The sequence below is a fragment of the Salipaludibacillus sp. CF4.18 genome (assembly GCF_051262595.1).
GTDB classification, from domain to species: domain Bacteria; phylum Bacillota; class Bacilli; order Bacillales; family Salisediminibacteriaceae; genus Salipaludibacillus; species Salipaludibacillus neizhouensis.
This window is the reverse complement of record NZ_JBIMEV010000019.1, coordinates 17,430-41,169: the sequence shown is the minus strand read 5'-3', so window position 1 is coordinate 41,169 and position 23,740 is coordinate 17,430. Positions and strand designations below refer to the sequence as shown.

The window sequence follows — 23,740 nt, the reverse complement described above, 5'->3', positions numbered from 1 at the left end:
TAGGCAGATAAACTAGCAGTAAGATCTAACAATGGAGGTTTTACAAATGGATATTTTACAAATTAATAATCTGTCTAAAGTTTATGGTAAAGGAGAAACAGCGGTTAAAGCATTAGATGACATATCATTTTCTGTTAAAAGAGGAGAATTTGTCGTAATCATCGGTCCATCGGGTTCTGGAAAATCGACCTTATTACACTTACTAGGTGGTGTCGATCGACCTTCAAGTGGAAAGATTCTTGTTGAGGATACGGATATTTATGAGCTAAATGAAACACAGTTAGCTATTTTCAGACGACGTCAAATCGGGTTAGTCTATCAGTTTTATAACCTCATACCTATTTTAACAGTAGAAGAAAACATTACGCTTCCTGTCTTGCTGGATCAACACAAAGTAGATAGAAAGCAACTTCAGAATATCGTTGCAAGTTTAGGGTTGGAGAATCGTCTTTCCCATTTGCCGAACCAACTATCTGGAGGACAGCAACAACGTGTGTCGATTGGACGTGCGTTGATTAGTAACCCTGCGGTCATGCTTGCGGACGAGCCGACTGGAAATTTGGATAGTAAAAATAGCAGTGAAATCATGGAGCTATTAAAAATGTTCAATAAAACGTATAATCAAACACTTATAGTTATTACCCATGATGAACGAATTGCTACTCAGGCAGACCGCGTGATTTCAATTGAAGATGGAAGGATTGCCAAAAATGAGGTGATCCGTCCGTGAACATCATAAACAAGCTTACAGTAAGACATTTAAAAGAAAATAAACGACGAACGCTTGTAACAATTATTGGCGTTATCATCTCTGTAGCCATGCTAACTGGGGTTGCTACACTTGGAGTATCATTCCTGGATTTAATGAGAAAAGAAGTGATTGCCACAGATGGCGAATGGCATGTGCAATATAAAAATGTGAATCAAGAGCAATTAAAAGCGATTGAAAATGACGAATCAACTAAAGAACTGATTATCTCCAACGACCGTGGGTATGCCAAGTTAGAAGGCTCAAAAAATGAAAACAAGCCGTATCTCTTTATTAAAGATTACAATCAACAAGGTTTAGAGCAGTTTCCAATTGTATTAAAGGAGGGACGGCTTCCTAAAGCAGAGAATGAAATTATTATTTCAGAGGCGATAAAAGATAATGCTAATGTAACGATCGAAATTGGTGAAGAGCTTCCTTTATCTGTAGGAACTAGATATTTAGAAGGTGAAGAGTATATTTTATCTCAGCAGGATCCGTTCCAAATAGGTGAAGAAGAAAATTATCTTGGGGAAACTTTGCAAAATGAGTCAGAAGAAATGTTTACAGTTGTTGGTACAATCGAACGTCCAACATGGGAACCTCCCTCGTCACCAGGATATACCGTAATTAGCTATATGAATGAAAGCATGGTAAATTCAACGAACACTGTGGATGTTGTCGTTGTTTTAAACAAAGTGAGCAGATCTCTTTATAAGCATTCTGAAGAATTAGCGCACCAACATCATATTGAAGCAGTTCATTATAACGATGAATTACTCCGTTTATACGGAGTATCTGATAACAGTGATTTGCTATGGACGATGTATTCGTTAGTAGCCATTATCATGTCTGTCATAATTATTGGTTCAGTTTCATTAATTTATAATGCCTTTGCGATTAGTGTGTCGGAACGCTCAAGACACTTGGGGATGCTGTCGAGTGTAGGAGCTACGAAAAAACAGAAGCGAAACTCTGTATTTTTTGAAGGAGCAATTATTGCAGTAATCAGTATTCCAGTTGGCATTGTTGCTGGTCTTGCAGAGATAGCAATTACGTTTTCATTTATTAACTCCTTGATCGCAGAAGCACTGAATGCTACGCATGATCTTGAAGTAGTTGTCACTCCAGGATTGATTTTAATAGCAAGTGCCGTTTCATTGCTTACAATTTTTATTTCAACATACCTTCCTGCTCGCAAAGCATCAAAGGTTTCAGCTATTGATGCAATAAGGCAATCACAGGACGTGAAGTTATCTGGTAAAAAAGTAAAAACTTCCAAGCTGGTTCGCAGTATTTTTGGAATAGAAGCAGAAATAGGCTTGAAAAATTTAAAAAGAAATAAAAGAAGATATCAAGCTACTGTCTTTTCACTTGTAGTGAGTATCGTCCTATTTCTGTCGGTCTCCTTTTTTACTTCGAATTTGGAAAAATCAGTGGGACTTTCTCAAGAAACGATTAATTATGATATACAAGTTTTTGGTGGGGAATACGCCGAAGAAGATGATTTGGAGTCATTAACGACGCTTGACTATGTCACGGAATCTAGTATCGTTCAAGAAATTCAAATGAGAACTTGGATCGAACAAACGAATATTCCTGAAATATTGCAGGAAAAAGTAAAACAAGATGAAAGTATATTAGAAGATGGAGAATACCCTTATAATATCTATTTACATGGGCTTGATGAAGAAAATTTTCAAACGTATGCTGAACTAGTAGGGTTAGATGTTAAGAAATTAGAAAATCAAGAAAATCTGCCGGCAATCGTGATAAATAAGATCTCCTTTCGTGATCCTGTCTCAGGAAAATTTGTTGAGTCAGATGCGATTAGCGTCGAACCGGGAAAGATGATTGATTTATTTTCCTTCGATTTCGATAGTGAGGAAACGGAGTTTATAAATGATATAGAGATCATGGCCTTAACCGACCAGACGCCAATGGGTATTGATGCAACACGGGTTGGTACTTTAGATATTGTTGTTTCTCAAAAAACGATCGATGAATTGCTCACAAATCACGAAAATTATTCTATGAATAGATATTTGTATATGAATAGTTCAGATCCAATGGCAACCCAGGAAGAAAGGTAGTAACTTTACTAGATGGAGAAAATATACTCGAATATAACAGTATTTTTGAAGCTGATAAAGAATTAGTTCAAACGACGAGACGCCAAATTGAAGTTGCGGACCTGTTAGTTGTAAATAAGCTTGATTTAATTACAAGCTCTTATAAAGAAAAAATCACAAAGGCAATCCGTAAACGGAACTCAGTATCCCCATTACTTTTTACGACGTATTCGGAAATTGATGTAAACGGTTTGCTTGAAGGAATCACAGAAGTCAATAAAGATAAATTTTATGCAAATAGGCGAACTCCATACCCTCATATACATGGAAATAGTGTCTCTTTTTCACGCATTAATACACTAACTCTTTCTGTAAACGAACCTATGAAGTCATCAATAGTAGCAAAATTTCTAAAAAGATGGCACCCTAATTTATTACGAGCAAAAGGATATCTATTTGTAAATGAAAATTGTTATTTATTACAGCATGTCATGAAAAGAAGCTACTGGGAGCCGACTGATTATAGGGGAAGAAACTATCTGGTACTGATTGGTATTGATCTAAATATCGACGAAATTCAAAAAGAGTGGGCTAAACTAAGTTTAAAAGTAGGCTCGTAAAAGAAGATGATTGTTCAGTAGCAGTGATAGAGAAAATAGAATTACTTTTAGGGTCAACAGTACCATTATCTAATAAATAAAAAGAGTAGGACCGCGTTTTCTTTTTAAAAGAAGGGGGCGTTAGTCGCTAAGCATTTTTCTTAATAAGACACTGCGCATTCCTCTAAATCGTAATTACTTTGATTTATCTGCATGTTACTAATCTTGTCCACATATATTTTCCTGTAAATAGATATATGTGGAGGCATTTATGATGAAACGTATAAAACAAAATCTTGCGGAAGTAGCCGGAATTCTTGTGCTCGTCTTCGTTTATTATTTTATGATATTAAATGAACGATTGATGATGGAAAGTCTTTTGTTTCCTCCATCACTGCTAGCTTTTAACACTATTTTTCTCAGTATTTTAATTGAAGCCTTGCCTTTTGTACTAGTAGGTGTTTTTATAGCGGGCATCATCCAGGTTTTTGTTTCTGAAGAGCAACTGAAAAGGTTCATTCCTAGAAATCGAGTGATGACGATCTTGATGAGTTGTTTGGTAGGGGCTTTGTTTCCAGCGTGTGAGTGTGGAATTGTCCCGATTGTTAGAAGATTAGTATCTAAAGGAGTCCCTATTTTTGCAGGTGTCGGATTTCTCCTTACTGGACCATTAATAAATCCAATTGTCATTTTTTCTACATATGTAGCTTTTGGTCAGGATCTAAAAATGGCTTTGCAGCGAATGATTCTAGGGTTTATTATCGCATTATTTATTACAGCAATTGTAAGTCTCATTTTTAAACGAAACCAACTTAAAAAATCTACAAATTCAAATGAGTTAGGCTATTCTTCAGCTTCACTTAACCTCTCCTTGCGCTTGAAAGCTATGCTGTTCCACTCTGTCGATGAGTTTTTTGATGTTGCAAAATTTTTAATTATCGGTGCCCTGTTAGCGGCATTCGTTCAGACTTTTATTTCAACACAAGCAATGGTAGATCTCGGGGAGGGAGTTGTATACTCTACCGCAATCATGATGGGACTTGCCTATTTATTGTCATTATGTTCGGAGGCAGATGCCTTCATTGGTGCTTCATTTCGTCATTTGTTTCCAGAAACATCAATACTTGGATTTTTGATTTATGGACCTATGTTAGATTTGAAAAATACGATTATGATGCTAGCTGTATTTAAGTTTCGTTTTGTTATCGTCCTAATGCTTATCATCACTGTGAGTGTGTTCGGTATATTATTAGGTGTTCATCCTTTTCTATGAGGGGGAATAAAAAGTGATCTTTCATCCACAGCAAGTATTAAAAGCATTGATATTAGCCTTATTTTCAGGATTTATTATTAGATTGCACCACACAGGGGAAATTAATAGTTTTATCAACCCTCAGTATGCAGCTTTTAGTCAAGTAGCCTCGATCATTTTTTTAGTTCTCTTTTTTATCCAAGTTACGAGAATATTTTTAACGGAAGAACAAGCTGTTGACCATCAATACTGTAATATTTTGGGGTGTAGTCACGATATAGAAGATACGAAGCCCCTGAAAAATAGAATTGGATATGTGATGATATGTCTGCCTCTAGTCACGGGATTTTTTCTCCCGTATAGCGAGTTAGGTGCTGCAGAGGCCATGAACCGGGCTATTTGTTATTCGAGTAGCGAGACACATACAGGACACTCTCACGAAACTTTGGGTACTAAATCAGACGACATCCTGAAAGAAATGATCGATCAGCCAATCCTGTCCCTTGATCATTCAAATTTTAGTGATTATACGAATGCTATCCAAACATCGCCAGAGCTTTTTGTTGGAAAACGAATTAATATGGAAGGTTTTATATTCAGTGATAAAGCTGTTGCCAATGGTCATCCAATGTTGGCAAGATTTATTGTGACACATTGTGTGGCAGATGCACATGTCACTGGGGTGGTATTGTCGAGTAGTGATAAGAGTTTGGAAAAGGAAAAGGGTTGGATAAGCGTACGCGGGATAATTGATGTACATCAATTGGAAGGGCAATTAGTTCCGTTTATACATGTGCAACAATGGAACAGTATCGATGAGCCAACAGAACCCTATGTATATCCATGATTAATAAAGGATAAATTTTGAAATAATAACACTAATTGTAATCATTTTGAGTTTAACTAGGAGGTCTGTTTTATGTATGAATGGGCAATTATTGGTGGAGGAATTCACGGATGTACAGTTGCTAACTTTTTGCTAGCCAAAGGCTTAACGACAACTAGTAAGTTATCAGTCATAGATCCGCATTCTGAACCATTACACATGTGGAAACGAAATACAAAGTTGATTGGTATGGAATATCTTCGTTCCCCATCTGTTCATCATATTGATTTGGACCCTTTCAGTCTTCAGAAATATCAAGAAAATAATCATGACAGGAAAGAACTTTATGGCAACTACAAGAGACCATCCTTAAATTTATTTAACGACCATGCGGATAAAACATTGGAAAATGTCAATATCCATCGTTCTTGGCACCAAGGAAAAGTTAGTCATGCATCAAGGAAAGGAGACGGATGGAGAATTATTACGGAATTAGGGAATGAAGTTTTCACTAAAAATATAGTGATCGCTATAAGCCTCAATCATCAGCTAAAAATACCTGAGTGGGTAGCTTCATTAAAATCTGCAAGAGATAATATCTATCATGTGTACGATAAGAGTTTGACAAGCCTAGAAAATGTTTCAGGACCAGTAACGGTTATTGGTGGAGGAATTACAGCCCAGCCGCCCACGCTGCAATTAAATTAACGGTTCCTTATCCGGGTCAAGTAACATTACTAAAAAGACATCCCTTTCGTATTCATTCTTTTGATAGTGATCCTGGCTGGTTAGGACCAAAGAACTTGATCTCTTTTCACAGAGAGAGAGACTACAGCAAACGTCGAAGTCTAATAAATGAAGCGAGACATAAAGGTTCTTTACCTCGAGAACTTTATAATAAATTAGCTAGATTAGAGAAAGAAAACAAACTTTGTATAAAAAATGGCGAAGTGGTGGTTGGAGAAAGAATCGATGATAAAGAAACAGTATTACATTTGAAAGGCGGAAATAGCCTTACCACGAATTCAGTTATATTAGCAACAGGTTTCACCCCTTCGCTGCCAAATGAAGCGTGGCTAACTAATTTAATAAATTCGGAGGGACTGCAATGTGCAAAGTGTGGTTATCCCATCGTTCAATCCTCCCTAGAATGGTGTGAACATTTATATGTTGCAGGACCATTAAGTGAATTGGAATTGGGGCCAACTGCCAGAAATATTTCTGGAGCTAGGAAAGCAGCCGAGCGGATTTTGTTAAGTGCAACTTAAACATATTGAAAAAGGACAGTGAACTTTTACCGCCCTTTTTCGATGTATTATGTTAGATTGTCCATCGGTCTACCACAATAGCAACTAAATGCCAATCATTTTCATGCTCTTCAAAAGCAAGAATGAGATTTGCCCAATTCATTCCGATTTCATCATCAGGTGACACAAAATATTCAATAAAGTGTGCCTCTGGATAAGCTTCTTCTACGTTTACAATCGTATTTCCCCGTGATTTAGTCTCATTATAATTCACTTCCGAGGCCGATCTCGAGAAATCTCGAATATAAATATACTCTTCATAGTATTCGGCGGGAGTGAGTTCTATGGGGTGACCGCTCCCGTCTTCTGATCCCCAATTATATTCTTCGCTGTCCTCCATAAAATTCCGCAGTTCTTCTTTTGTGAAAGTTAGATGATCATTTTTATCCACGTAACCGTATGGAGAGAACTGGACACCTTTTTCTGGATGAGCATGAATCGCAACTGTCCCAAAGTCTTCGCTTTCCAAGCCAATGACCACGGAATCTGCTTTCTCCTGGATAACTTCGTAATCGGAGTTGCCATTGGCGGACTCATTGGTATCTTCCTCGGTTCCGCTTTCTAATTGATTACTTTTCTCTTCAATTTCTTCTTCGATATTACTGAGTTCATTTTCTGCTTTTTGAAGTTCAGCCACTTTAGTCTTTATTTCTTCTTGAAGATCATTAAGTTCCTCTTCTTTTTCTTCTAGTTGTTCAGAATTATTTTCTTCAATATTGACCGTGTTATTCTGCTCATTACTCTCTGCAGTGTTATCCTCTGAAGATATATTATTCTGAGTATTATTACCTGCTGAACAGCCAACTAATAAAAACAAGATTAAAAGACTGCTTAAAAGTATAGTTTGTTTATTTATAAGATTAATGATCATAAAAACCTCCTTAAACACCTATGAAATCTTTATTATTTCCACTCTTATCATTTATATAGATCTTTTTCCCTATAAACGCTCAGTGAAACTGGTAATGTTTGGTGAGTAGATTTCTAAAAATTATGACACAAAAATAATATTTAGCTATATTTCTTCGTTAGTTATTATTTTTTTCCGAAATAAAACAATCCTAGTAACATCCAGAACGCAGTAACAATGCTGGCAAAGATAAGTATTGCGACTGGACCAAATTGTGCAACGAGAGGCATGGCGGCTGCCGTGAATAATCCACCTCCGACAAGCGGTTCAAAGAGAATTTGTTTGTAACCGAACCCTTCTAATGCAGGTGTTCGGTTATTAGGATCTACAACTTTCATAAGTAGCAAGCCTGTAGCTGTGATTCCTGTCGCTTGACCGAAGTCTCCAATTCCTCTTTCAAACCAATAAGATGGAATCATTTTTGGGGCAAGGACTAGAAACGCAAATACATTCCAAATAATTCCCGCCAAAGCTAATGATACAAAAGTAATGATATTTTCGCCGATAACTTCTAGAGAGATCGTACCAATTGCAGCGACAATTAAAATATCCAGTGAAAGACCGCCAATGCGGTTAATTAATTTCGGTCAATAATCCTAAACTTATCGTAACGTTGGGAAAGACCTTGCACAATAATTCCTCCAGCCATAGCAAGTGGGAAGAGAGGGACATAGATTAGTAAATAAGTATCTGTGAGAGGACCCCAAGTGACAGATTCTAGCCAGATTAATGCTTCCAACAGGAGAATCCCGACTCCGATTGAAACTCCAACATAGGCAATGTGTATCGAAAGGGGCTCGATAGATTCAGGTCTGGTGGTAATGTCAGCGCCTGAATCGCGCTCATCAAAATCAATAATTCCGTGCTGACCATCCATCGAAACTTTACTTCCACCTTTAAGCTCTTCAGTACGACCAGTCCGCGCTCCCCAATTTATAAGAATGATACCAATAATAACGCCACTCAAAATACCGACTGTAGCTAAACCAATTGCCATGTCATAGCCTTCTGCAAAACCTAATTCTTCAAACGTATTCCCTAAACCAGCGGCAGTTCCGTGTCCACCAACGAAACTAATTTCTATAAGCGTACCAGCTAGTGGATTGACCCCGAACATAGGTGTTAATAACAAGAGAACGAGTAGTAAACCTACAACATACTGTCCCCACGAGACCATTTGCCCCATAGCAACTTGAGGTCCGCCAATGTCCCATACTTTTTTCAAGCTTGGTAAAGCTTTTCCTAGAAAAAGGCAGGCAAACACGATATTAATAAAAAGATTAGGAAGGGTAGACCACACAGAGAGAATATTTTCTGTTAGTAGCCCTTGTGAAAACATACCTTCACCAGCAAATAGTGAAAACAATCGTCCAAACACCTCAGGACCCACTAATAGTGCTATGAGTCCTGCGATAATGGAGGACGGAAGAAAAATATTCTGAAGTAACGGAGTAAAAACACGCAGCCATTTACCAATGACAATAAATATGGATAATACGACAAAACTAAGACCGACTAACTCCGATGACATGAAAATAAACCTCCTTTATAAATGAGTTTTTAAAGTTACTAATTGGATTTAAAAGGCTACTTTGACTTATTATGCAGGGAAAAGTAATATAAATACTCACTACCCACTGATCTTGCCGAAAAAACATAGATAATGAAGCCACCCCTTCGGACATTAATTCGATAAGGAACAATGTTCACAGAAAGGGAGCAATCATTCTTCAAAACAACTTTGAATGATTAAAAGAGGCAGGAAGAGACTGTTGTATTAAAACTAGTCTTATTTATAACTACTAGAATAATATATTCATAAGAGGGGGTTATTTTGTGATTACAGTTAATACTGCTTTCATTCCAGGTTTTGAAGTGATGGAGGTATTGGGCATTGCTCAAGGAAATGTTGTGCAATCGAAACATGTTGGAAGAGATATCATGGCTGGCTTAAAAACGATTGTAGGCGGAGAAATTAAAGGGTACACAGAAATGCTGACTGAGGCGAGAAATATTGCTTATAATCGGATGGTCAAACAAGCTGAAGATATGGGAGCAGACGCCATTTTTAACGTAAGATATACCACATCTCAAGTGATGCAGGGAAGTTCAGAACTCCTAGCCTATGGAACTGCTGTTAAAACGGTGAAAGTTTAAATCATAGTTGATTTGCTGCTGTTCAGATCAAAAGAAAGGCAAGGGCTTCTCAGCTCTACTTGCCTTTCTTAATTCATTTTAGTTTAGTTAGTAGGTTTTCAAGTATAATAGCTTTTAGTCATTTCTTCCATCACCCAATTGGTTCGTGAACCTGTTTCACCAGTGCTTGGGCACTCTCCGTCATTGCGTAATTCATCGACAATAGTTTGAATGAGAGGCTGTTGAATATGTGTTGGACGCTCAAATTCCCATTCTTGTTTACCTGAACCGGTAGTCAATTGAACAGGTTCGTGACCAAACGTGGAAAATACAAGTTTTCCCTTAGTACCAACGATCTCATTCACATCCTCTTTTTCATAAGCTGAAAAGCACCATGTTCCCACACCATGCACACCAGATTCGAATAAATAAGTTCCTGTGACAATATCCTCTGCTTTATAAGCATTCGTTTGGTTTGATGCGAATCCTTTCGCTTCCTCGATAGATCCTAGCAGAAAGTCAAGAATATCAAGTGTATGGCTAGCTACATCAAAAAACAGTCCGCCTCCAGCAATCTCAGGATTTACGCGCCAAGGTTCTTTGTTATCTTTCATTTCTATTGATTTTTGAAATTGTGTTGTTTTCACAAAACAAGGCTTACCAATAGCGCCTTGGTCGATTAATTCTTTAATTTTTAAAAACTTCGGTAGAGCTCTTCGATAGTAAGCTACAAATAGAGGTGTTTCCGTTTCTTTACATACTTTGACCATTTCTACGCATTCCAGATGATTCATCGCCATTGGCTTCTCTACGTACACGGGCTTTTTGTATTTCGCAGCTAGTAACGTATATTCTTTATGGAATGCTGGAGGAGTAGCGATATAAATCGCATCGACGTCAGAATCAGCAACTAATTGTTCTGCATCTCTGTACCATTTAGGAACACCGTGACGAGAAGCATAATCCTTGGCTAATTCACCATTTCTTCTCATTACAGCGGTGAGATTTGAGTGACTAATTTTTTGAAAAGCAGGTCCACTTTTCACTTCGGTTACGTCTCCGCAACCGATAATTCCCCAATGAATGTCTTTTTGCACGTTAATCACCCTTTCTGTTTCTATTCTACCAAAAAAGGAGTATCCCGTCGCTAAACGTTGATATTTATTGGATGTAAATTTCACAAATAAATTAAAGTCTCTTCGTATTTAACAATTGATAGAAAAACACTTTTGGAAATACATGTTAAAATTAAAGAGATTCATTTTAGGATGTGATGAAATCACTCGGAATTTTGATGTTTAAAAACCCATGAATCAAAGGAATATAAGAGATAGTAATTTTGAAAACAAAAGGAGGGTGTTTAAGATGTCGGTATCGATAACGATTGTATTGCTATTTATAGGTTATATTATTTTCGCAATTGATAAAAAGCAAGAGGATTTGCCTGTACCACCAATTCTAGTGATAATAGGTATCGGACTATTTTTCGTTCCCTTTTTCTTGGAAGTCGAAGTAACGAAAGAGATGATATATCATGTTTTTTTACCAGCATTATTGTTTGTTTCAGCGTATCAATTTCCCTTTGCTGATTTGAAAAAGCATGCTGGTATTATCACATTCTTGGCTACAGCAGGAACGTTGCTAATGGTAGTTATATTAGGGGGAATAATTTATGCAGTCAGTTTACCATTTCTTTCTCTATCATTTGTCGGTGCGATGTTAATTGCCTCGATTCTGACACCATCCGATCCAGTCTCTGTTGTGAGTGTGTTGAAAAAATCGGCTAAAGATAACCTTATTGTGGATGTCGTTGAAGGCGAGTCCCTTTTAAATGACGGAACAAGTATTGTCATTTTTACATTTATATTGGGGATATTTATGCAAACCCAAAGCTTGTCACCAGTCGCATTTGTTGGTGATTTTTTATACGTTTCACTAGGCGGAGTAGCAATTGGTCTAGTCTTTGGTTGGTTATTTAGTCAGGCCATTCACTTTACACATCATAAGGAATATCAAGTCATGCTCAGTATTATCTTGGCATATGGTTCCTTTCATATTGCTGAACATTTTGGAGTATCAGGTGTGCTCGCAACCGTATTCGCTGGCATCGTACTCTCTTTTGAGTTTGGTCGCCTTATTAAGGAAGAACATTTCCGCGAAGCTCTGGACGGATTTTGGGGTATCGTTGAAATATCGATTTTATCTATTTTATTTTTAGTCATTGGAATCGTTTCGGCTGACTACCTTTTCTTCGACTATTGGGGACTTGCAATTGTCATTTTCATCGCTTCACTACTTGTAAGATTTCTTATAATCACAGGATCAACGCAACTTATTCCTGCTTGGAATAAGAAAGTCAGTCTCAAAGAATCAGTTCTTATTAGCTGGTCTGGCTTAAAAGGTTCCGTCTCGATTTTTTTAATCTTGTCCCTGCAAGTTGGAAGCAGTCAAGAAATAGATGTAATTATATCTATCACATTTGCTGTTGTGCTTATGTCGTTAATTATTCAAAGTATTGGCGTTCATCCTCTCGCTAAAAAACTGCTTTAATATAAAATTTTATGTCTAGACAAAAAATGATATAAAGGCTTAAAATCGGGAAAATCTACGGCTTTTTCGTCGATTAATGAAATAAGAATTCTATACACTTACCTTTTTATAGTATAAAATTACTAGTAACCGTTTGTTTGGAAGAAGGGAGTGTGTGAAGATGATTATTTTGTTAAGCGACCTTCAAATATTTTTATTAGAAACTTTTAGCATCATTGTTTTTTATTTTATTGTTAGCAGGTTTATTAAAAGGAATCTTCATCCTTGTATAAATGAAGGTTTAATTACACTAGTAGCAGGTACTTCGATCATTTTATGTATGACATTTTCAGTTAATCTAACGGAAGGACATATCTTTGATTTGCGTCAAATACCTTTTATTCTTGGAGCTTTGTATGGTGGCCGAAGAGTGGCGGTTGTGTTATTTGTTATTTTGATATCTTATCGTTTTCTTCTCGATGGTTCAGGATTCTATGGAGCCTTTATCGTCAATTTTCTATTACTGTTTTCCTTATGGTTTATCATTCCAAAATTTTATCAGACCTTTAAGATAGAGAGTAAAGTCAAACTTGCCACCGTAACTGCTTTATTAGGTGTGATGTTTATGGCTCTTTTGGTCTCTCTTTTATTTAGTGAATTAATCGATAGGAGATATATCATATTTATAAGTTTCTTTTCAATAGCACAACCTATTGGTATTATTATGTTTGTTAGTTTTATAGAAAAAGCGAAACAAGATATTATCCTAGCCGGTGAATTAAGACGGCTTGAAAAACTGCAGGCTGTCAGTGATATTGCTGCTAGCATATCTCATGAAGTACGTAACCCATTAACAGTCACAAAAGGGTTTTTGCAATTATTAAGAGAACCAAATCTAACAGAGGAAAAAAGGAGCACATACATTAAGTATTCTTTGGAAGAGTTGGATCGTGCCGAACAAATTATTACTGATTATTTAACCTTTGCTAAACCATCACTTGAAAATATTAAGGTGTTGGAACTTGATAAAGAATTGGACTATATTTTAAAAGTCGTCAATCCATATGCTACTATGAATAATGTTCTTATTGAAGTGAATATAATAAACAATGGGTATGTTACCGGAGAAGCCGAGAAGCTCCATCAATGTTTATTAAATATTATAAAAAATGCCATTGAATCGATCGAACTGGAAGGACAAATAACTATTACAGTGGATGCACGTGATGGAATAGCAAAAATTTTGATTGATGACACAGGTACAGGAATGAGCGAAGAACAAATTAATAAATTGGGGACACCTTATTTTTCAACGAAGGATAAAGGCACAGGTCTTGGCACCATGGTTGTCTTTAGCATTATTAAAGCAATGAATGGAGAAATTAAGGTAGAAAGTGAAGTGGGAGAGGGTACGCGTTTTATAATAACGTTACCGACTACGAATCACAACAGTAAATAAAAAGAAAGTGATTACATAGATTGTTATGAATAGTATTATAGAAGAGCCTTCTTATAAAACTTATGGTAGACTTGAAAATAAAACAGTGAGGACGTTTTGCGATGTTTGATCCAACAATTTTTGATAATTTGAAAGTGGCATTTGAGAATCATGTGTATGATTTAGATAACTTAAATCGGGAGATTGATATTACGAACAGACAGGACCTTCTTGATCTCTCCTTAATGTCCAGAGAATTTGTCATAGAATTTGAATTAGTGGATCAACAGGAAGTGAAGGCAGAGATTGTCCTAGAAGCAACGTTAAAAGATTTGGCATCTGAAATATTAGAGACATCTGGTGAATCTCCCGGCTGCACACTATCTGTGCGTTTTCATATGGTGGTCGAGGATATCGAGGACGAGTGTGAACTTATTGATGAAATTTTAGAAAACATTTGGAAGCCAGACCATCGTCCCGCCCAAACGTTACGTTTCACCTATGGAAACGCTCATAATGAATATAGGAATACCGTAGAAGTACCTTTTAATCATAAAATTAATGAGGATCATATGGATCAAATTCCAGAATTCATTGATCACGTAGTACAGACACTCCATGAATTAAATGAGCTATAAAAAACGAATTTTGAAAATGATCCAGCGATTTAATAGTTAGTTAAAGGCATAGGGCGTGAATCCTATGTTTTTTTATTTGTTAAAAAATGTTTTTGATAAGATAGAGTCACTCACTGAGACTATCTTATCTCAAGGGCACTATTCTCTTTCCATAGTAACATTGGTAATCTCCGTTAGATTTGAATGGCTCTAAACATCATCTTCAACGACACTCAGGATAAGACTTTTCACCTCAAGGTCACTAAATAAACTTTATCCCCATCCTTGCCTGAAATAAAGTCATGAATCGTCCAAATACTTCCTTTTATTAAAAGGAGTTTTGTTATGCCGGAACGAAATATAAAGACAGTGAATGAATATTACAAAGGAGAGGGTAAAATGAATAATCACGAAATTGATTTTAAGTTGTATGGAGACGACATGCAGTTTGTTGAGGTGGAATTAGATCCTGATGAAACGGTAATCGCCGAGGCTGGAAGCTTAATGATGATGGAAGAAAACATCAAAATGGAAACACTATTTGGTGACGGTTCCTCTGAAAAAGGTGGATTAATGAGTAAGTGCTTGGTGCCGGTAAACGAGTGATCACAGGAGAAAGTTTGTTCATGACGACATTCACCAACGAAGGACAAGGTAAAAAACACGTCTCCTTTGCTTCTCCATACCCAGGTAAAATCATCCCAATGGACTTGAGTGAACTGGATGGAAAACTGATTTGTCAAAAAGATGCTTTCCTCGCTGCTGCAAAAGGAGTGTCTATTGGAATTGAGTTTCAGAAGAAAATGGGCGTTGGTTTCTTCGGTGGAGAAGGGTTCATTATGCAAAAACTTGAGGAGATGGAATGACGTTCATTCATGCTGGGGGAACAATGCACAAAAAAGAGCTTGTACCCGGTGAGAAATTGCGTGTTGATACGGGATGCTTGGTTGCTATGACAGGAAATATTGATTATAACATTGAATATATTGGCGGCATTAAAACAGCCATGTTTGGTGGGGAAGGTCTGTTTTTTGCTACTTTAACAGGTCCAGGAACTGTGTGGATTCAATCTCTGCCATTCAGTCGACTAGCCAGCCGCATTTTTGCTGCTGCACCGGAAAGAGGCGGAAACAAAGGTGAGGGAAGTGTGGCAGGGGGGCTTTTTGATATTTTAGGTGGGGATAGAAAGTAAGTTACTTAATCGGAAGCACCGCTTGAACTAGCTGCAGGCGGATTCTTTCCGTGGGAGGACTTCAGCCACATCTTTAAAAAAGCAAAAACAACAAACTATAATTAGGTAGTTTGTTGTTTTTACTTTATTTGTTAAAAAGGTTTTTCTTAAAAGATTTTAACGATACGAAATTGGAAATCCTTCAAAAAATACGATTTGGGATACTCGGATATGAACCGCCTTGTCATCGGAAAGATTAAGTTGGATATGATCCACGGCAACGCCAGTCAAAACACCCTCAATTTTTCCTGCAGTTGTAGTTACAATTATTTGTTCATTTTCATGCCTACTCAAATGGTCAACGAAAACAGGATCGAGTGGGGTTACATACTGAGTTGGCTGAGGCACGGATGGAACAGGAAATATAGGTGTATAGGGAGCAGGCATTTGATTCACATAAGCAGGTTGAACAATTGGATGCAGAGAAACAGGTATATTTTGGGCTTGCACGGATTTTTCAGCTTTGTTTAGCATGGAATTTGAATAATTATTGTCATTCATCAGGAACACTTCCCTCTTCAAAACTAATTTCACTTATACCTATGCTTGAAATCACTTAATATTCTCAAGGGCAAAAGATCTTGTGAAAATAAAATTCTATGCTGAAGAGGGCATGCTTTTTAACGAAAGGTTTCTCAAATTCGCTTCTAGCCTTTTATCAGAAATAATAATGGTTATGTAAACTGTTTCTATAAAAAAATGTTGTTTGGAAGAATCCGCGAGACCACGCAGAGCGTCAGTTTGCTTGCGGATCATCTACGGAAAGAGAGCGGTAATTGTTCCAAACAAGCTTCCGTGATTATAAAGCAACAAAATAGAAAAAAGATAAAGACACTTAACTGAACCCTTACAACTTGTAATACTCTGCTAAAGTAGTGTCCAGTTTGACAAGTCCTTCTGAAAGCAGCTTAGCAATTTGATCGGCACCATATTCTTGGAAATGTGTATCATCTATTTTTCCTTCTGGGAACGCAGAGTAAGTCCCCTCATCTACGTGCAAAAACACAGAGCGTGTTCCCTCAGGCCCAAGTTCATCATAATACTCACGACTCGACGTGTTTAAATCTACGAGTAATACATCTAAATCCTTCGAAATTTCTTCCATAGCTTGTTTATATTCAGGAAAACTAGTATTGAATTTTTCTGTTTCTGTATCAAAATCTCGTCGTCCAACAGGAGTAATTAAAATTGGTATTCCCGCTCGTTGGCGAACGCCAGTGACATACGTTTTCATGTACTCTTTAAAATCTGCGACTGGTGTATAACGCTCGGGAACGAAACTAGTTGCATCATTGTGACCGAACTGAATCAGCACAAAATCTCGTGGTTTCAACTCACGTAAAATATTATCTAACCGACCTTCTGTATAGAAGGTTCTTGAGCTCCTTCCCCCGATTGCATGATTTGCGATCGTTAATTTTTTATTGAAATAACTAGGAAGCATTTGTCCCCAGCCAGCTTGTGGTTTCAAATCACGCTTGTAAGTTTGGGCAGTAGAGTCACTGGCTACATATACTGTTGGATGTTTAGCAGCTTGTCGATTTGGCAACTTTGTAATGACAATAGCATTAATTTTGGGCTGATCACCAGTTAATTCAATCGATAACTGCCCATCAATTACTGCAATTTCAAAATCCGATTCTGTAATTTGTCCAGCATGAAGAGAGGTGTTTTCTACTTTTTGAATCGATTCCGCTTTTATGCCAAATTCAGTGGATTCGTGGATGTCACCCGAAACAACAGACACCGTGTAATCGCCATTTGGGAGATCAACGAGAAAGGCGGTGTTAGAGTATGAGATAAAATCTCGTTCTATGCCTTGCGCTTCCTCTTGATATATAGCCATTACATTTGCGATGTCAGAAAAACCATAACCTGTTTCTTTACTATAAATACTTTCTTCTGTAACTTTTAGATAATCTGCTACAACTGAACTGTCAGACGGCCCGAAATCATACCGCTTTTGTAAAGGTACTTCTAAAGAATTAACTCTTGTTGCAGAAATAGTAAAAACGGATGCGGCTGTAACAGAAGCAAGTGCGATTGCTAAGCCTTTTTTGATAAGTCTTTTTCTTCGTGTCATTTTTTACACCTTCACTCTCGTAGGTTTATGTATAGATTTATGAAAAGCATTTACTAGGGGAGGGACAGGGAATTTCAAAAAAGCAAATCTTGGTTAAGAATTGTTAGAAGTATGAGCAACAGTTTAAGAATACTAATTTACGTTGAAAACCCTTTCACAATCTTATCATAAACTTTTTTTCATTTGAATATCAAATATACGGTATATATAATCAAGGTAATGGTAGAATTTGCATTATATTAGGAAGTTGGTGAATATATATGAGAAATGATTCCGCAGATAAGTTGTGGGAAGACTATTTAAAAACGAACCCAGACACACCAAAGAAATACGAAGCTTGGGCATTTGGTGATTCCAAGGAAATGGCCGATGAATTAGCTAAGCTGGTTTTAGAAGGGACGAAAACAGCGACTGCTTCTAACTACATGCTATATAAGTTAGATGACGAACCACTACCGCATGTTGGTCTGCATAATATCATTCTTGATGGCGAAGGAAAGGCCGTAGCAATCGTAGAAACGACATCGGTAGAAGTTGTCCCGTTCGATGAAGTTACGCCGGAATTTGCCTTTTTGGAAGGAGAAGGGGATCGTACCCTAAAATATTGGCGAGATGTCCATAAAACTTTTTTTACTAAAGAATTCAAAAATATAGGACAAGAGTTTCAAGAGAACATGCTAGTTGTCTGTGAAAAATTTAGTTTACTATTCAAGGAATAAAATCAAAGGGATTCTTTTTACTGTGAAAAAGTGACTTTAATTTTCTTTAGGAGATGGTTGATGTGAATAGTGAAAAGAAAGTAAATTAGTCTGCGTTATGGAGTACAGTCGTCATCTCATTTTTCGCTGGAATAGCTGTTGCAAGTATATATTTAGTGTTTGTAAAGTAACGGTCAATTGATAGGTTGGATGTGAGTGTAACTATGAGCTTAGTATAGTTACACTCATCCGCAGCTGAATCAAAAGAGGGTGACTATGACGCCTCTATAGTTACATTCATGAAAGAGTCTATCTATGACTGTAGCTTATCAGAAGGAATCACCGTGCCTTTAAATAGCACTTTATTCAACAGGGTCCACTTGCACAGCAGTCTGTTTCCCACTCGTTTGAACACTGTTTTTTTTTGTGCCTAAATGATTTAATTCTTGTAGTAGACTCTCCAGCATCTCTTTCGACCTTGCACTTTCTTTGCCTTTCACTACAAAATAGACGGAATCACCAGACTGGAGAATTTGTTCAGCCCGTCTTTTTTTGGTTTCAAGATCATGCTCCTCAATAACGGGTGTCAGACGAATTTCCTTCACTTTAGGCTTACGTGCTTTTTTGTTGGCCTTTTGTTTTTCTTGTTTGGCCTTCCCAGAAGCGATTAATGTGCATGGGGGAGGATTAGATAGCATGGACGTACATACCAAATCGACCTTGTTTTCTTTTGCTATGGCCAGTGCCTCAGAAGTTTGAACGATGCCTAAATCTTCTCCGTCCAAGCCGGTCAGATGGACTTCCTCGGTCTTAATTTGATTATTTTTGATCATACGAAAACCTCCAAATGATTTCAATCTCTCTTAATACTACGGTAAAACAATTAATTTTAAAAGAGTGTCACCTGTGCTAGTAATGATTGATATGCTTAAAAATACAATTAGCTTTTTGATAGTTGAACTAATCTAATCATTAGGTTTTGGATAAATATGTATAAAATTTAGGATTGGGTGAATCTTAATAAAAGGATTACTCTCGGTTCAACTGGGGTTAACAAAGTCTTTTTGTTTAGATAAGGAGATAGTAATGATGGTCAAGCAGAAGAAAAAACAGTTCGTAGTCATCGGACTTGGGCGTTTTGGTGGAAGCATATGTGAAGAGCTTGTCGATCAGGGAAACGAAGTGTTAGCGATAGACAAGGATGAACATACAGTAAGTGAATTTTCAAAGATTGCTACACAAACTTTGGTCGCTGATTCAACGGATGAAGTCACTCTTCGTTCAGTAGGTGTGCGGAATTTTGATACCGTCTTTGTTGCGATCGGGGATGATATTCAATCAAGTATCCTAACAACTCTTTTATTAAAAGAGTTAGGAATAAAAAATATTTGTGTAAAGGCAAAAAACATATATCACCACAAGGTTTTGGAAAAAATCGGTGCTGATCATATAGTTCACCCGGAGAAGGATATGGGAAAAAGAATAGCTCAGAGCTATTCAGATGAAAACGTGATTGATTTTATCGAGCTATCTGAGGAATATAGCATTGTCGAGCTGGTTGCCACATCAAAACTTGAAGGCAATACTATTGTGGGATTAGATATTAGAGCACGTTATGGAATAACGATTATAGCGATTAAAAAAGATGGGGCTATCAATGTCTCACCAGAACCTGAATACCAAATAAAGAAAGGTGAATTACTCATCGTTATCGGTCATAAAAAAGAAATAAAAAGATTTGAAGAGAAGGCCATGTGATTTTTAAAAGGGTCTTCTTTTTTAATAGCTGTTTTGTTGTTTCATTTACAACAGGGAAGTACTTGAATGATTCGTTTCATTAATAGCAGAACTTTATTTCTGATAGATTGTTAGGATTGATTCGTTTAGGAAGTGAGAAAGGCTTGCTTTCATTGCAAAGTAACATATAACCTTTCTCGCTCAGAATGAAGCAGAGAACCGTCCCCTTGTTTGGAATGATTTGTCCCACTTTTGAATAGCATGGAGTAAGGAGTGCTTGGATGTTTTTCTATGAGGGGGAAATCTAATGGTAGAAGCAATTTTAGAATTAGTGATGAGTGAGCAGCAAGCGCAAACCATGTTATCAAATCAGCTGATAGAATTGATTTTTATGGTGTTATTTATAACATTTGCACTAGCGTTTCTCGTTCATTTCATGATGTATTTCAGGCTAAAGAAAATACGCCATTTTTTAGAAGCTACGGATTCAGTGGATGTAGATCCGTTACGGACATTTAAAGAGGAGTTTGATAAAAAACAACAAGAGGATTCCGTAAAAGTGGAGACATTTGTGCAACAGAAATTCTCCAGTTGGCGGATGTTTCATATTCCCGTAGTGAGTCTTATGAAAATGATTCAAATGACTGTGTCTGTCTTTATTTTAGTTGGTGTATTAGGAACATTTATTGGACTGACGATGTCGCTAGGAAGTATTGATTCCACGGGGGATCAGCTTGTTGAAAATGTGGCAAGCGTACTTGCCGGGATAGATGTCGCATTTTACACGAGTATTGTCGGAATGGGTTTATCCTTAGTGATGACCGTCATCATTCGGGTGGCGAATACGGAATATTTGCTGACAGATATTATGTTGAAAATGGAGTCTCATTTAGAGGGAAATGAACAGAACCCGATAGATCGGCTTATTGAAGTGTCGGAAACGATAAATTCTTCTATTATTGACCTTCGGGAGACAAACCAGGAATCGTTGCAAAACATTGAAAAATCCTTTAAAGGGTTTCAAGAATATACGATTGGACTCCAGAAAGCTGCAGAGGATCTAAGTAAGTTTAACGAGGGACTGTCCAATAACATTCAGGATTTCACCGTTCTTTTCACGAACATGAAAATAGTAACGAGTGGGTTTGATAAAGCAGCAACAAAGCTAAATGATCATTTTAACGACTTGTTTACCTATTTTGATAAAATGGATAAACGAAACGATCGAATGTCACAAGCATTTCAATATACTTCTAAAAAAATCGAGGAACTCGCGGCCTCTCAAGTGAAAACGTTACACCAGTTTGAAGATTCCATGGAGGATTGGAAAGAGTATCTTTCTGCGATGGATGAAAGGCAAGAGTCTTCACATGGCGCTTTTAAGAGAATGAATGCTCAGTGCGATGATTTAGTAAAATTAATGAAGGAAAACAACAAGCAGTTTAAAGGGGTTTTTGGGGAAGATGTTAGTTCGAAACTGTCAGGGATACATTCATCTTTAAAGGATATGTCGAGTGATTTTGATAGACTTGGAAGCTCGATTGTTCAATTACCAGAAGCACTAGAAACTATTTCTAAAACGCAATCTGAATACAAGCATTTGATATCGGATCGATTTGACGATTTAAAAGAATTCAATAAAGAATTTAATCAGCATTTAAAAGCACATTCCGCTGAATCGAATGCCTTTGAAAGGCAATTACGTGATGCATCGAGCTCTTATGAACAAATAAACATCAAAAATAATCAACTGATCAACGAGATAAATCGCACCATGCATGAAATAACGGATTCGTTTTCACAAAGAGAAAAGCAAATTGACTCCAGTGTTGAAGTGCTAAAAGATACGCTATCCCGCTATGTGACCTCGCTAGATGGAACATTGGGCGACAAGCTTGATAAGGTAGGAAGAAATATTGGTGATTACGTTATGGATATGAATGGCGCGATTAAAAAGGAATTCAAACAGATTGGTGAAATCACCGATCAAAATCAACAAAAAAACATTCGTTTATCCCAGCAAATGATTTATGACCTGAATCAAGAATTTCAAGAATTGAATCGTCAGCTTCGTACCGTGAAACCGGAGGAAGTAAGACATTTTAATCGCATAAAGGTTGGAAGCAACCATGATCAATAAATACCAGAGACTTTTAAAAAATGACCAGGATGATGGCCACTTTTGGCCATCATTCACGGATTTATTAACGGCAGTTTTACTTTGTTTTGTGTTGATCTTTATTATTATGATGGTCATAAAATCGTTCCAAATTGAAGAGATGGAAAAAACAATTGACCAAATAATGGGGGTCAGAGTTAATTTAATAGAAGATTTACAAGAGGAGTTTGACGAATCAACGGTAGGGGTGGAGGTTGACGAGGATACAGGTGCGCTCATCTTTAACACCGATATTTTGTATGAATTTGATGAGGCAAATTTAAAACAAGAAGGGTTTGCGTTTTTAGATGAGTTCGTGCCTACTTATTTAGAGGTGTTACTGGAGGGTGGTTATGAAGACTATATTTCAGAAATCATCGTGGAAGGTCATGCCGATCGAGAAGGGGGCTATTTGTACAATTTAGAGCTTTCTCAGGAACGGGCATTCAGTGTGGCCGAACACATTCTGAGTGAAAGATTTCCGGAACAAGATGTCCAACAGCCTTTAATAGACAAGTTAACCGTAAATGGAAGGTCGAATACCGATGAGCGAACAGATGAAGCAGGAAATTATAATGCAAAGGATTCGCGGAGAGTAGAATTCAAATTCAGGTTGAAAGATGAAGAGATATTGGAGCAAACAAGAGGACTGCTTGGAGGGAACTGAACTTTAGTTCCTTCTTTTTAGAGTTGACAATAAAAAAATATTAGTTTTTAGTAGAGGGTGTGAGGTGCCCGAATCCGGTCTAGGCGGTTGCTTTTGCCTGCCTGCTTCAGCTATTGTTGGGAAGGATCCATGGAAAGCGAGCGTTCATTCTTCCCAACAACAATAAGTTTAACGTTAAACTCCAGGGGGTGTAAATGCAGGAGGATATTTGGCCCATCCTCTTTTTCGCATTTTGATTTTTAAAGTCGCACCAAATACGGCTACCTCGTTGAAAAATTGCAGCCACATTACACCTATATCTGTTCTGACACATTCGGCTACTCCCGAAGCTGATTTGTTACTCATCGCAAGAACTTTTAAAGCCAATCCATTTGCTATTTCTTCATCTGTTAGTTTTACTCCAAGAGGGATATCTTTGTTGTCAGTTTTCGGCTTTGATTCTGAAACCGGTGGTAAGGTAACTCCTTCATTTTTCATCAACTTTTCCAATTGTTGAGCGTGATCCGTGCATAGTTTTATAGCATCGTTCAGCATTCCTTTAAGTTCATCATCCCGTGTCGTATTTAATCCGGCTTCTTCAAAAGCAATGGCTTCCTTTGCGATACCGTAGTATAACCAGGAATAAGATGCCTCGATGATGTTTAATGGTGGTTTTGGTTCGTCATCAACGATGGAATTAAATGCATGCTGGATTGCTTCTAGTATATTTGGCATGTTTCAACCCTCCTTTTC

23 protein-coding genes and 2 pseudogenes are annotated in these 23,740 nt (G+C 37.2%); 17 read left to right on the top strand and 8 right to left on the bottom strand.

The genetic code is table 11. The features are described from left to right. Positions 1 to 46 precede the first annotated feature (46 nt). The 8 genes and pseudogenes from ACHABW_RS13085 to ACHABW_RS13050 all read left to right on the top strand — a co-directional run bounded on the left by ACHABW_RS13085 (position 47) and on the right by ACHABW_RS13050 (position 6,765). Positions 47 to 730 carry an ABC transporter ATP-binding protein gene (locus tag ACHABW_RS13085; protein WP_435755725.1) on the top strand — a complete coding sequence of 228 codons (684 nt, stop codon included), beginning with the start codon at positions 47 to 49 and terminating at the stop codon, positions 728 to 730. Then, complete coding sequence (locus ACHABW_RS13080) at positions 727 to 2,841, top strand: ABC transporter permease (RefSeq protein WP_435755724.1); 2,115 nt, start codon at positions 727 to 729, stop codon at positions 2,839 to 2,841. The genes ACHABW_RS13085 and ACHABW_RS13080 overlap by 4 nt, the downstream gene beginning before the upstream one ends. Positions 2,842 to 2,864: 23 nt before the next feature. Beyond that, a pseudogene (locus ACHABW_RS13075) lies at positions 2,865 to 2,966 on the top strand (hypothetical protein); the annotation flags it as partial. Between the two features lie 105 nt (positions 2,967 to 3,071). Continuing rightward, entirely contained in the window at positions 3,072 to 3,440 is a 369-nt protein-coding gene (locus tag ACHABW_RS13070) for a GTP-binding protein (protein ID WP_435755723.1), read from the top strand. Between the two features lie 250 nt (positions 3,441 to 3,690). Continuing rightward, on the top strand, positions 3,691 to 4,692 hold the full coding sequence (locus ACHABW_RS13065) for a permease (RefSeq protein WP_435755722.1): 1,002 nt from the start codon (positions 3,691 to 3,693) through the stop codon (positions 4,690 to 4,692). Positions 4,693 to 4,705: 13 nt separating this feature from the next. After that, positions 4,706 to 5,518: a TIGR03943 family putative permease subunit gene (locus tag ACHABW_RS13060; RefSeq protein WP_435755721.1), complete on the top strand. Its 813-nt coding sequence runs from the start codon at positions 4,706 to 4,708 to the stop codon at positions 5,516 to 5,518. A gap of 72 nt (positions 5,519 to 5,590) precedes the next feature. After that, a complete protein-coding gene (locus tag ACHABW_RS13055) occupies positions 5,591 to 6,205 on the top strand; it encodes an FAD/NAD(P)-binding protein (RefSeq protein WP_435755720.1) in 615 nt (204 codons plus the stop codon). A gap of 95 nt (positions 6,206 to 6,300) precedes the next feature. After that, positions 6,301 to 6,765 carry a hypothetical protein gene (locus tag ACHABW_RS13050; RefSeq protein ID WP_435755719.1) on the top strand — a complete coding sequence of 155 codons (465 nt, stop codon included), beginning with the start codon at positions 6,301 to 6,303 and terminating at the stop codon, positions 6,763 to 6,765. Positions 6,766 to 6,817: 52 nt separating this feature from the next. Here the strand turns inward: ACHABW_RS13050 and ACHABW_RS13045 are convergent, their stop codons facing one another. The 3 genes from ACHABW_RS13045 to ACHABW_RS13035 form a co-directional block, all read right to left on the bottom strand. After that, complete coding sequence (locus ACHABW_RS13045) at positions 6,818 to 7,675, bottom strand: hypothetical protein (RefSeq protein WP_435755718.1); 858 nt, start codon at positions 7,673 to 7,675, stop codon at positions 6,818 to 6,820. A gap of 164 nt (positions 7,676 to 7,839) precedes the next feature. Continuing rightward, positions 7,840 to 8,184, bottom strand: a complete 345-nt coding sequence (locus ACHABW_RS13040) for a hypothetical protein (protein WP_435755717.1) — start codon at positions 8,182 to 8,184, stop codon at positions 7,840 to 7,842. A gap of 107 nt (positions 8,185 to 8,291) precedes the next feature. Further along, positions 8,292 to 9,245, bottom strand: a complete 954-nt coding sequence (locus tag ACHABW_RS13035) for a sodium/glutamate symporter (protein WP_435755716.1) — start codon at positions 9,243 to 9,245, stop codon at positions 8,292 to 8,294. A gap of 305 nt (positions 9,246 to 9,550) precedes the next feature. On the opposite strand from ACHABW_RS13035, the gene ACHABW_RS13030 reads away from it, so the two are divergent. Continuing rightward, positions 9,551 to 9,871 (top strand): YbjQ family protein, encoded by a 321-nt coding sequence (locus tag ACHABW_RS13030; protein ID WP_435755715.1) that lies wholly within the window; start codon positions 9,551 to 9,553, stop codon positions 9,869 to 9,871. 98 nt (positions 9,872 to 9,969) lie between these two features. Here the strand turns inward: ACHABW_RS13030 and ACHABW_RS13025 are convergent, their stop codons facing one another. After that, entirely contained in the window at positions 9,970 to 10,947 is a 978-nt protein-coding gene (locus ACHABW_RS13025) for a Gfo/Idh/MocA family protein (protein WP_435755714.1), read from the bottom strand. 268 nt (positions 10,948 to 11,215) lie between these two features. Here ACHABW_RS13025 and ACHABW_RS13020 point away from each other — a divergent pair, with 268 nt between their 5' ends. The 4 genes and pseudogenes from ACHABW_RS13020 to ACHABW_RS13005 all read left to right on the top strand — a co-directional run bounded on the left by ACHABW_RS13020 (position 11,216) and on the right by ACHABW_RS13005 (position 15,626). Further along, positions 11,216 to 12,400 (top strand): cation:proton antiporter, encoded by a 1,185-nt coding sequence (locus tag ACHABW_RS13020; RefSeq protein WP_435755713.1) that lies wholly within the window; start codon positions 11,216 to 11,218, stop codon positions 12,398 to 12,400. 160 nt (positions 12,401 to 12,560) lie between these two features. Next, positions 12,561 to 13,838, top strand: a complete 1,278-nt coding sequence (locus ACHABW_RS13015; protein ID WP_435755712.1) for an ATP-binding protein — start codon at positions 12,561 to 12,563, stop codon at positions 13,836 to 13,838. A gap of 101 nt (positions 13,839 to 13,939) precedes the next feature. After that, on the top strand, positions 13,940 to 14,455 hold the full coding sequence (locus ACHABW_RS13010; protein WP_110935466.1) for a hypothetical protein: 516 nt from the start codon (positions 13,940 to 13,942) through the stop codon (positions 14,453 to 14,455). Positions 14,456 to 14,833: 378 nt separating this feature from the next. Continuing rightward, a pseudogene (locus ACHABW_RS13005) lies at positions 14,834 to 15,626 on the top strand (TIGR00266 family protein). Between the two features lie 156 nt (positions 15,627 to 15,782). On the opposite strand, the gene ACHABW_RS13000 reads toward ACHABW_RS13005, so the two are convergent. Both ACHABW_RS13000 and ACHABW_RS12995 read right to left on the bottom strand, forming a co-directional pair. Further along, positions 15,783 to 16,166, bottom strand: a complete 384-nt coding sequence (locus tag ACHABW_RS13000) for a DUF2642 domain-containing protein (RefSeq protein ID WP_435755711.1) — start codon at positions 16,164 to 16,166, stop codon at positions 15,783 to 15,785. Between the two features lie 346 nt (positions 16,167 to 16,512). Then, positions 16,513 to 17,748, bottom strand: coding sequence for a rhamnogalacturonan acetylesterase (locus ACHABW_RS12995; RefSeq protein ID WP_435755710.1), 1,236 nt, complete (start codon positions 17,746 to 17,748; stop codon positions 16,513 to 16,515). 260 nt (positions 17,749 to 18,008) lie between these two features. Between ACHABW_RS12995 and ACHABW_RS12990 the strand changes: the two genes are divergently transcribed. Next, entirely contained in the window at positions 18,009 to 18,467 is a 459-nt protein-coding gene (locus ACHABW_RS12990; RefSeq protein ID WP_435755709.1) for an ASCH domain-containing protein, read from the top strand. A gap of 341 nt (positions 18,468 to 18,808) precedes the next feature. On the opposite strand, the gene infC is transcribed toward ACHABW_RS12990, so the two are convergent. Then, a complete protein-coding gene (gene infC / locus ACHABW_RS12985) occupies positions 18,809 to 19,279 on the bottom strand; it encodes a translation initiation factor IF-3 (protein WP_435755708.1) in 471 nt (156 codons plus the stop codon). 256 nt (positions 19,280 to 19,535) lie between these two features. On the opposite strand from infC, the gene ACHABW_RS12980 reads away from it, so the two are divergent. The 3 genes from ACHABW_RS12980 to ACHABW_RS12970 all read left to right on the top strand — a co-directional run bounded on the left by ACHABW_RS12980 (position 19,536) and on the right by ACHABW_RS12970 (position 23,008). After that, on the top strand, positions 19,536 to 20,204 hold the full coding sequence (locus ACHABW_RS12980) for a potassium channel family protein (RefSeq protein WP_435755759.1): 669 nt from the start codon (positions 19,536 to 19,538) through the stop codon (positions 20,202 to 20,204). Positions 20,205 to 20,490: 286 nt separating this feature from the next. Continuing rightward, positions 20,491 to 22,323 (top strand): MotA/TolQ/ExbB proton channel family protein, encoded by a 1,833-nt coding sequence (locus tag ACHABW_RS12975; RefSeq protein WP_435755707.1) that lies wholly within the window; start codon positions 20,491 to 20,493, stop codon positions 22,321 to 22,323. Beyond that, on the top strand, positions 22,313 to 23,008 hold the full coding sequence (locus tag ACHABW_RS12970) for an OmpA family protein (RefSeq protein WP_435755706.1): 696 nt from the start codon (positions 22,313 to 22,315) through the stop codon (positions 23,006 to 23,008). The genes ACHABW_RS12975 and ACHABW_RS12970 overlap by 11 nt, the downstream gene beginning before the upstream one ends. 174 nt (positions 23,009 to 23,182) lie before the next feature. Here the strand turns inward: ACHABW_RS12970 and ACHABW_RS12965 are convergent, their stop codons facing one another. Then, positions 23,183 to 23,722 (bottom strand): DUF3231 family protein, encoded by a 540-nt coding sequence (locus tag ACHABW_RS12965; RefSeq protein ID WP_435755705.1) that lies wholly within the window; start codon positions 23,720 to 23,722, stop codon positions 23,183 to 23,185. Positions 23,723 to 23,740 lie beyond the last annotated feature (18 nt).

What these genes read in the sequence shown, in the direction of transcription:
- ACHABW_RS13035 (WP_435755716.1), bottom strand. Translation starts at nt 9,245, where the DNA reads ATGTCATCGGAGTTAGTCGGTCTTAGTTTTGTCGTATTATCCATATTT.
- ACHABW_RS12970 (WP_435755706.1), top strand. Translation starts at nt 22,313, where the DNA reads ATGATCAATAAATACCAGAGACTTTTAAAAAATGACCAGGATGATGGC.
- ACHABW_RS12975 (WP_435755707.1), top strand. Translation starts at nt 20,491, where the DNA reads ATGGTAGAAGCAATTTTAGAATTAGTGATGAGTGAGCAGCAAGCGCAA.
- ACHABW_RS12995 (WP_435755710.1), bottom strand. Translation starts at nt 17,748, where the DNA reads ATGACACGAAGAAAAAGACTTATCAAAAAAGGCTTAGCAATCGCACTT.
- ACHABW_RS13065 (WP_435755722.1), top strand. Translation starts at nt 3,691, where the DNA reads ATGATGAAACGTATAAAACAAAATCTTGCGGAAGTAGCCGGAATTCTT.
- infC (WP_435755708.1), bottom strand. Translation starts at nt 19,279, where the DNA reads ATGATCAAAAATAATCAAATTAAGACCGAGGAAGTCCATCTGACCGGC.
- ACHABW_RS13045 (WP_435755718.1), bottom strand. Translation starts at nt 7,675, where the DNA reads ATGATCATTAATCTTATAAATAAACAAACTATACTTTTAAGCAGTCTT.
- ACHABW_RS12990 (WP_435755709.1), top strand. Translation starts at nt 18,009, where the DNA reads ATGAGAAATGATTCCGCAGATAAGTTGTGGGAAGACTATTTAAAAACG.
- ACHABW_RS13010 (WP_110935466.1), top strand. Translation starts at nt 13,940, where the DNA reads ATGTTTGATCCAACAATTTTTGATAATTTGAAAGTGGCATTTGAGAAT.
- ACHABW_RS13020 (WP_435755713.1), top strand. Translation starts at nt 11,216, where the DNA reads ATGTCGGTATCGATAACGATTGTATTGCTATTTATAGGTTATATTATT.
- ACHABW_RS13015 (WP_435755712.1), top strand. Translation starts at nt 12,561, where the DNA reads ATGATTATTTTGTTAAGCGACCTTCAAATATTTTTATTAGAAACTTTT.
- ACHABW_RS13000 (WP_435755711.1), bottom strand. Translation starts at nt 16,166, where the DNA reads ATGAATGACAATAATTATTCAAATTCCATGCTAAACAAAGCTGAAAAA.
- ACHABW_RS12965 (WP_435755705.1), bottom strand. Translation starts at nt 23,722, where the DNA reads ATGCCAAATATACTAGAAGCAATCCAGCATGCATTTAATTCCATCGTT.
- ACHABW_RS13085 (WP_435755725.1), top strand. Translation starts at nt 47, where the DNA reads ATGGATATTTTACAAATTAATAATCTGTCTAAAGTTTATGGTAAAGGA.
- ACHABW_RS13055 (WP_435755720.1), top strand. Translation starts at nt 5,591, where the DNA reads ATGTATGAATGGGCAATTATTGGTGGAGGAATTCACGGATGTACAGTT.
- ACHABW_RS12980 (WP_435755759.1), top strand. Translation starts at nt 19,536, where the DNA reads ATGGTCAAGCAGAAGAAAAAACAGTTCGTAGTCATCGGACTTGGGCGT.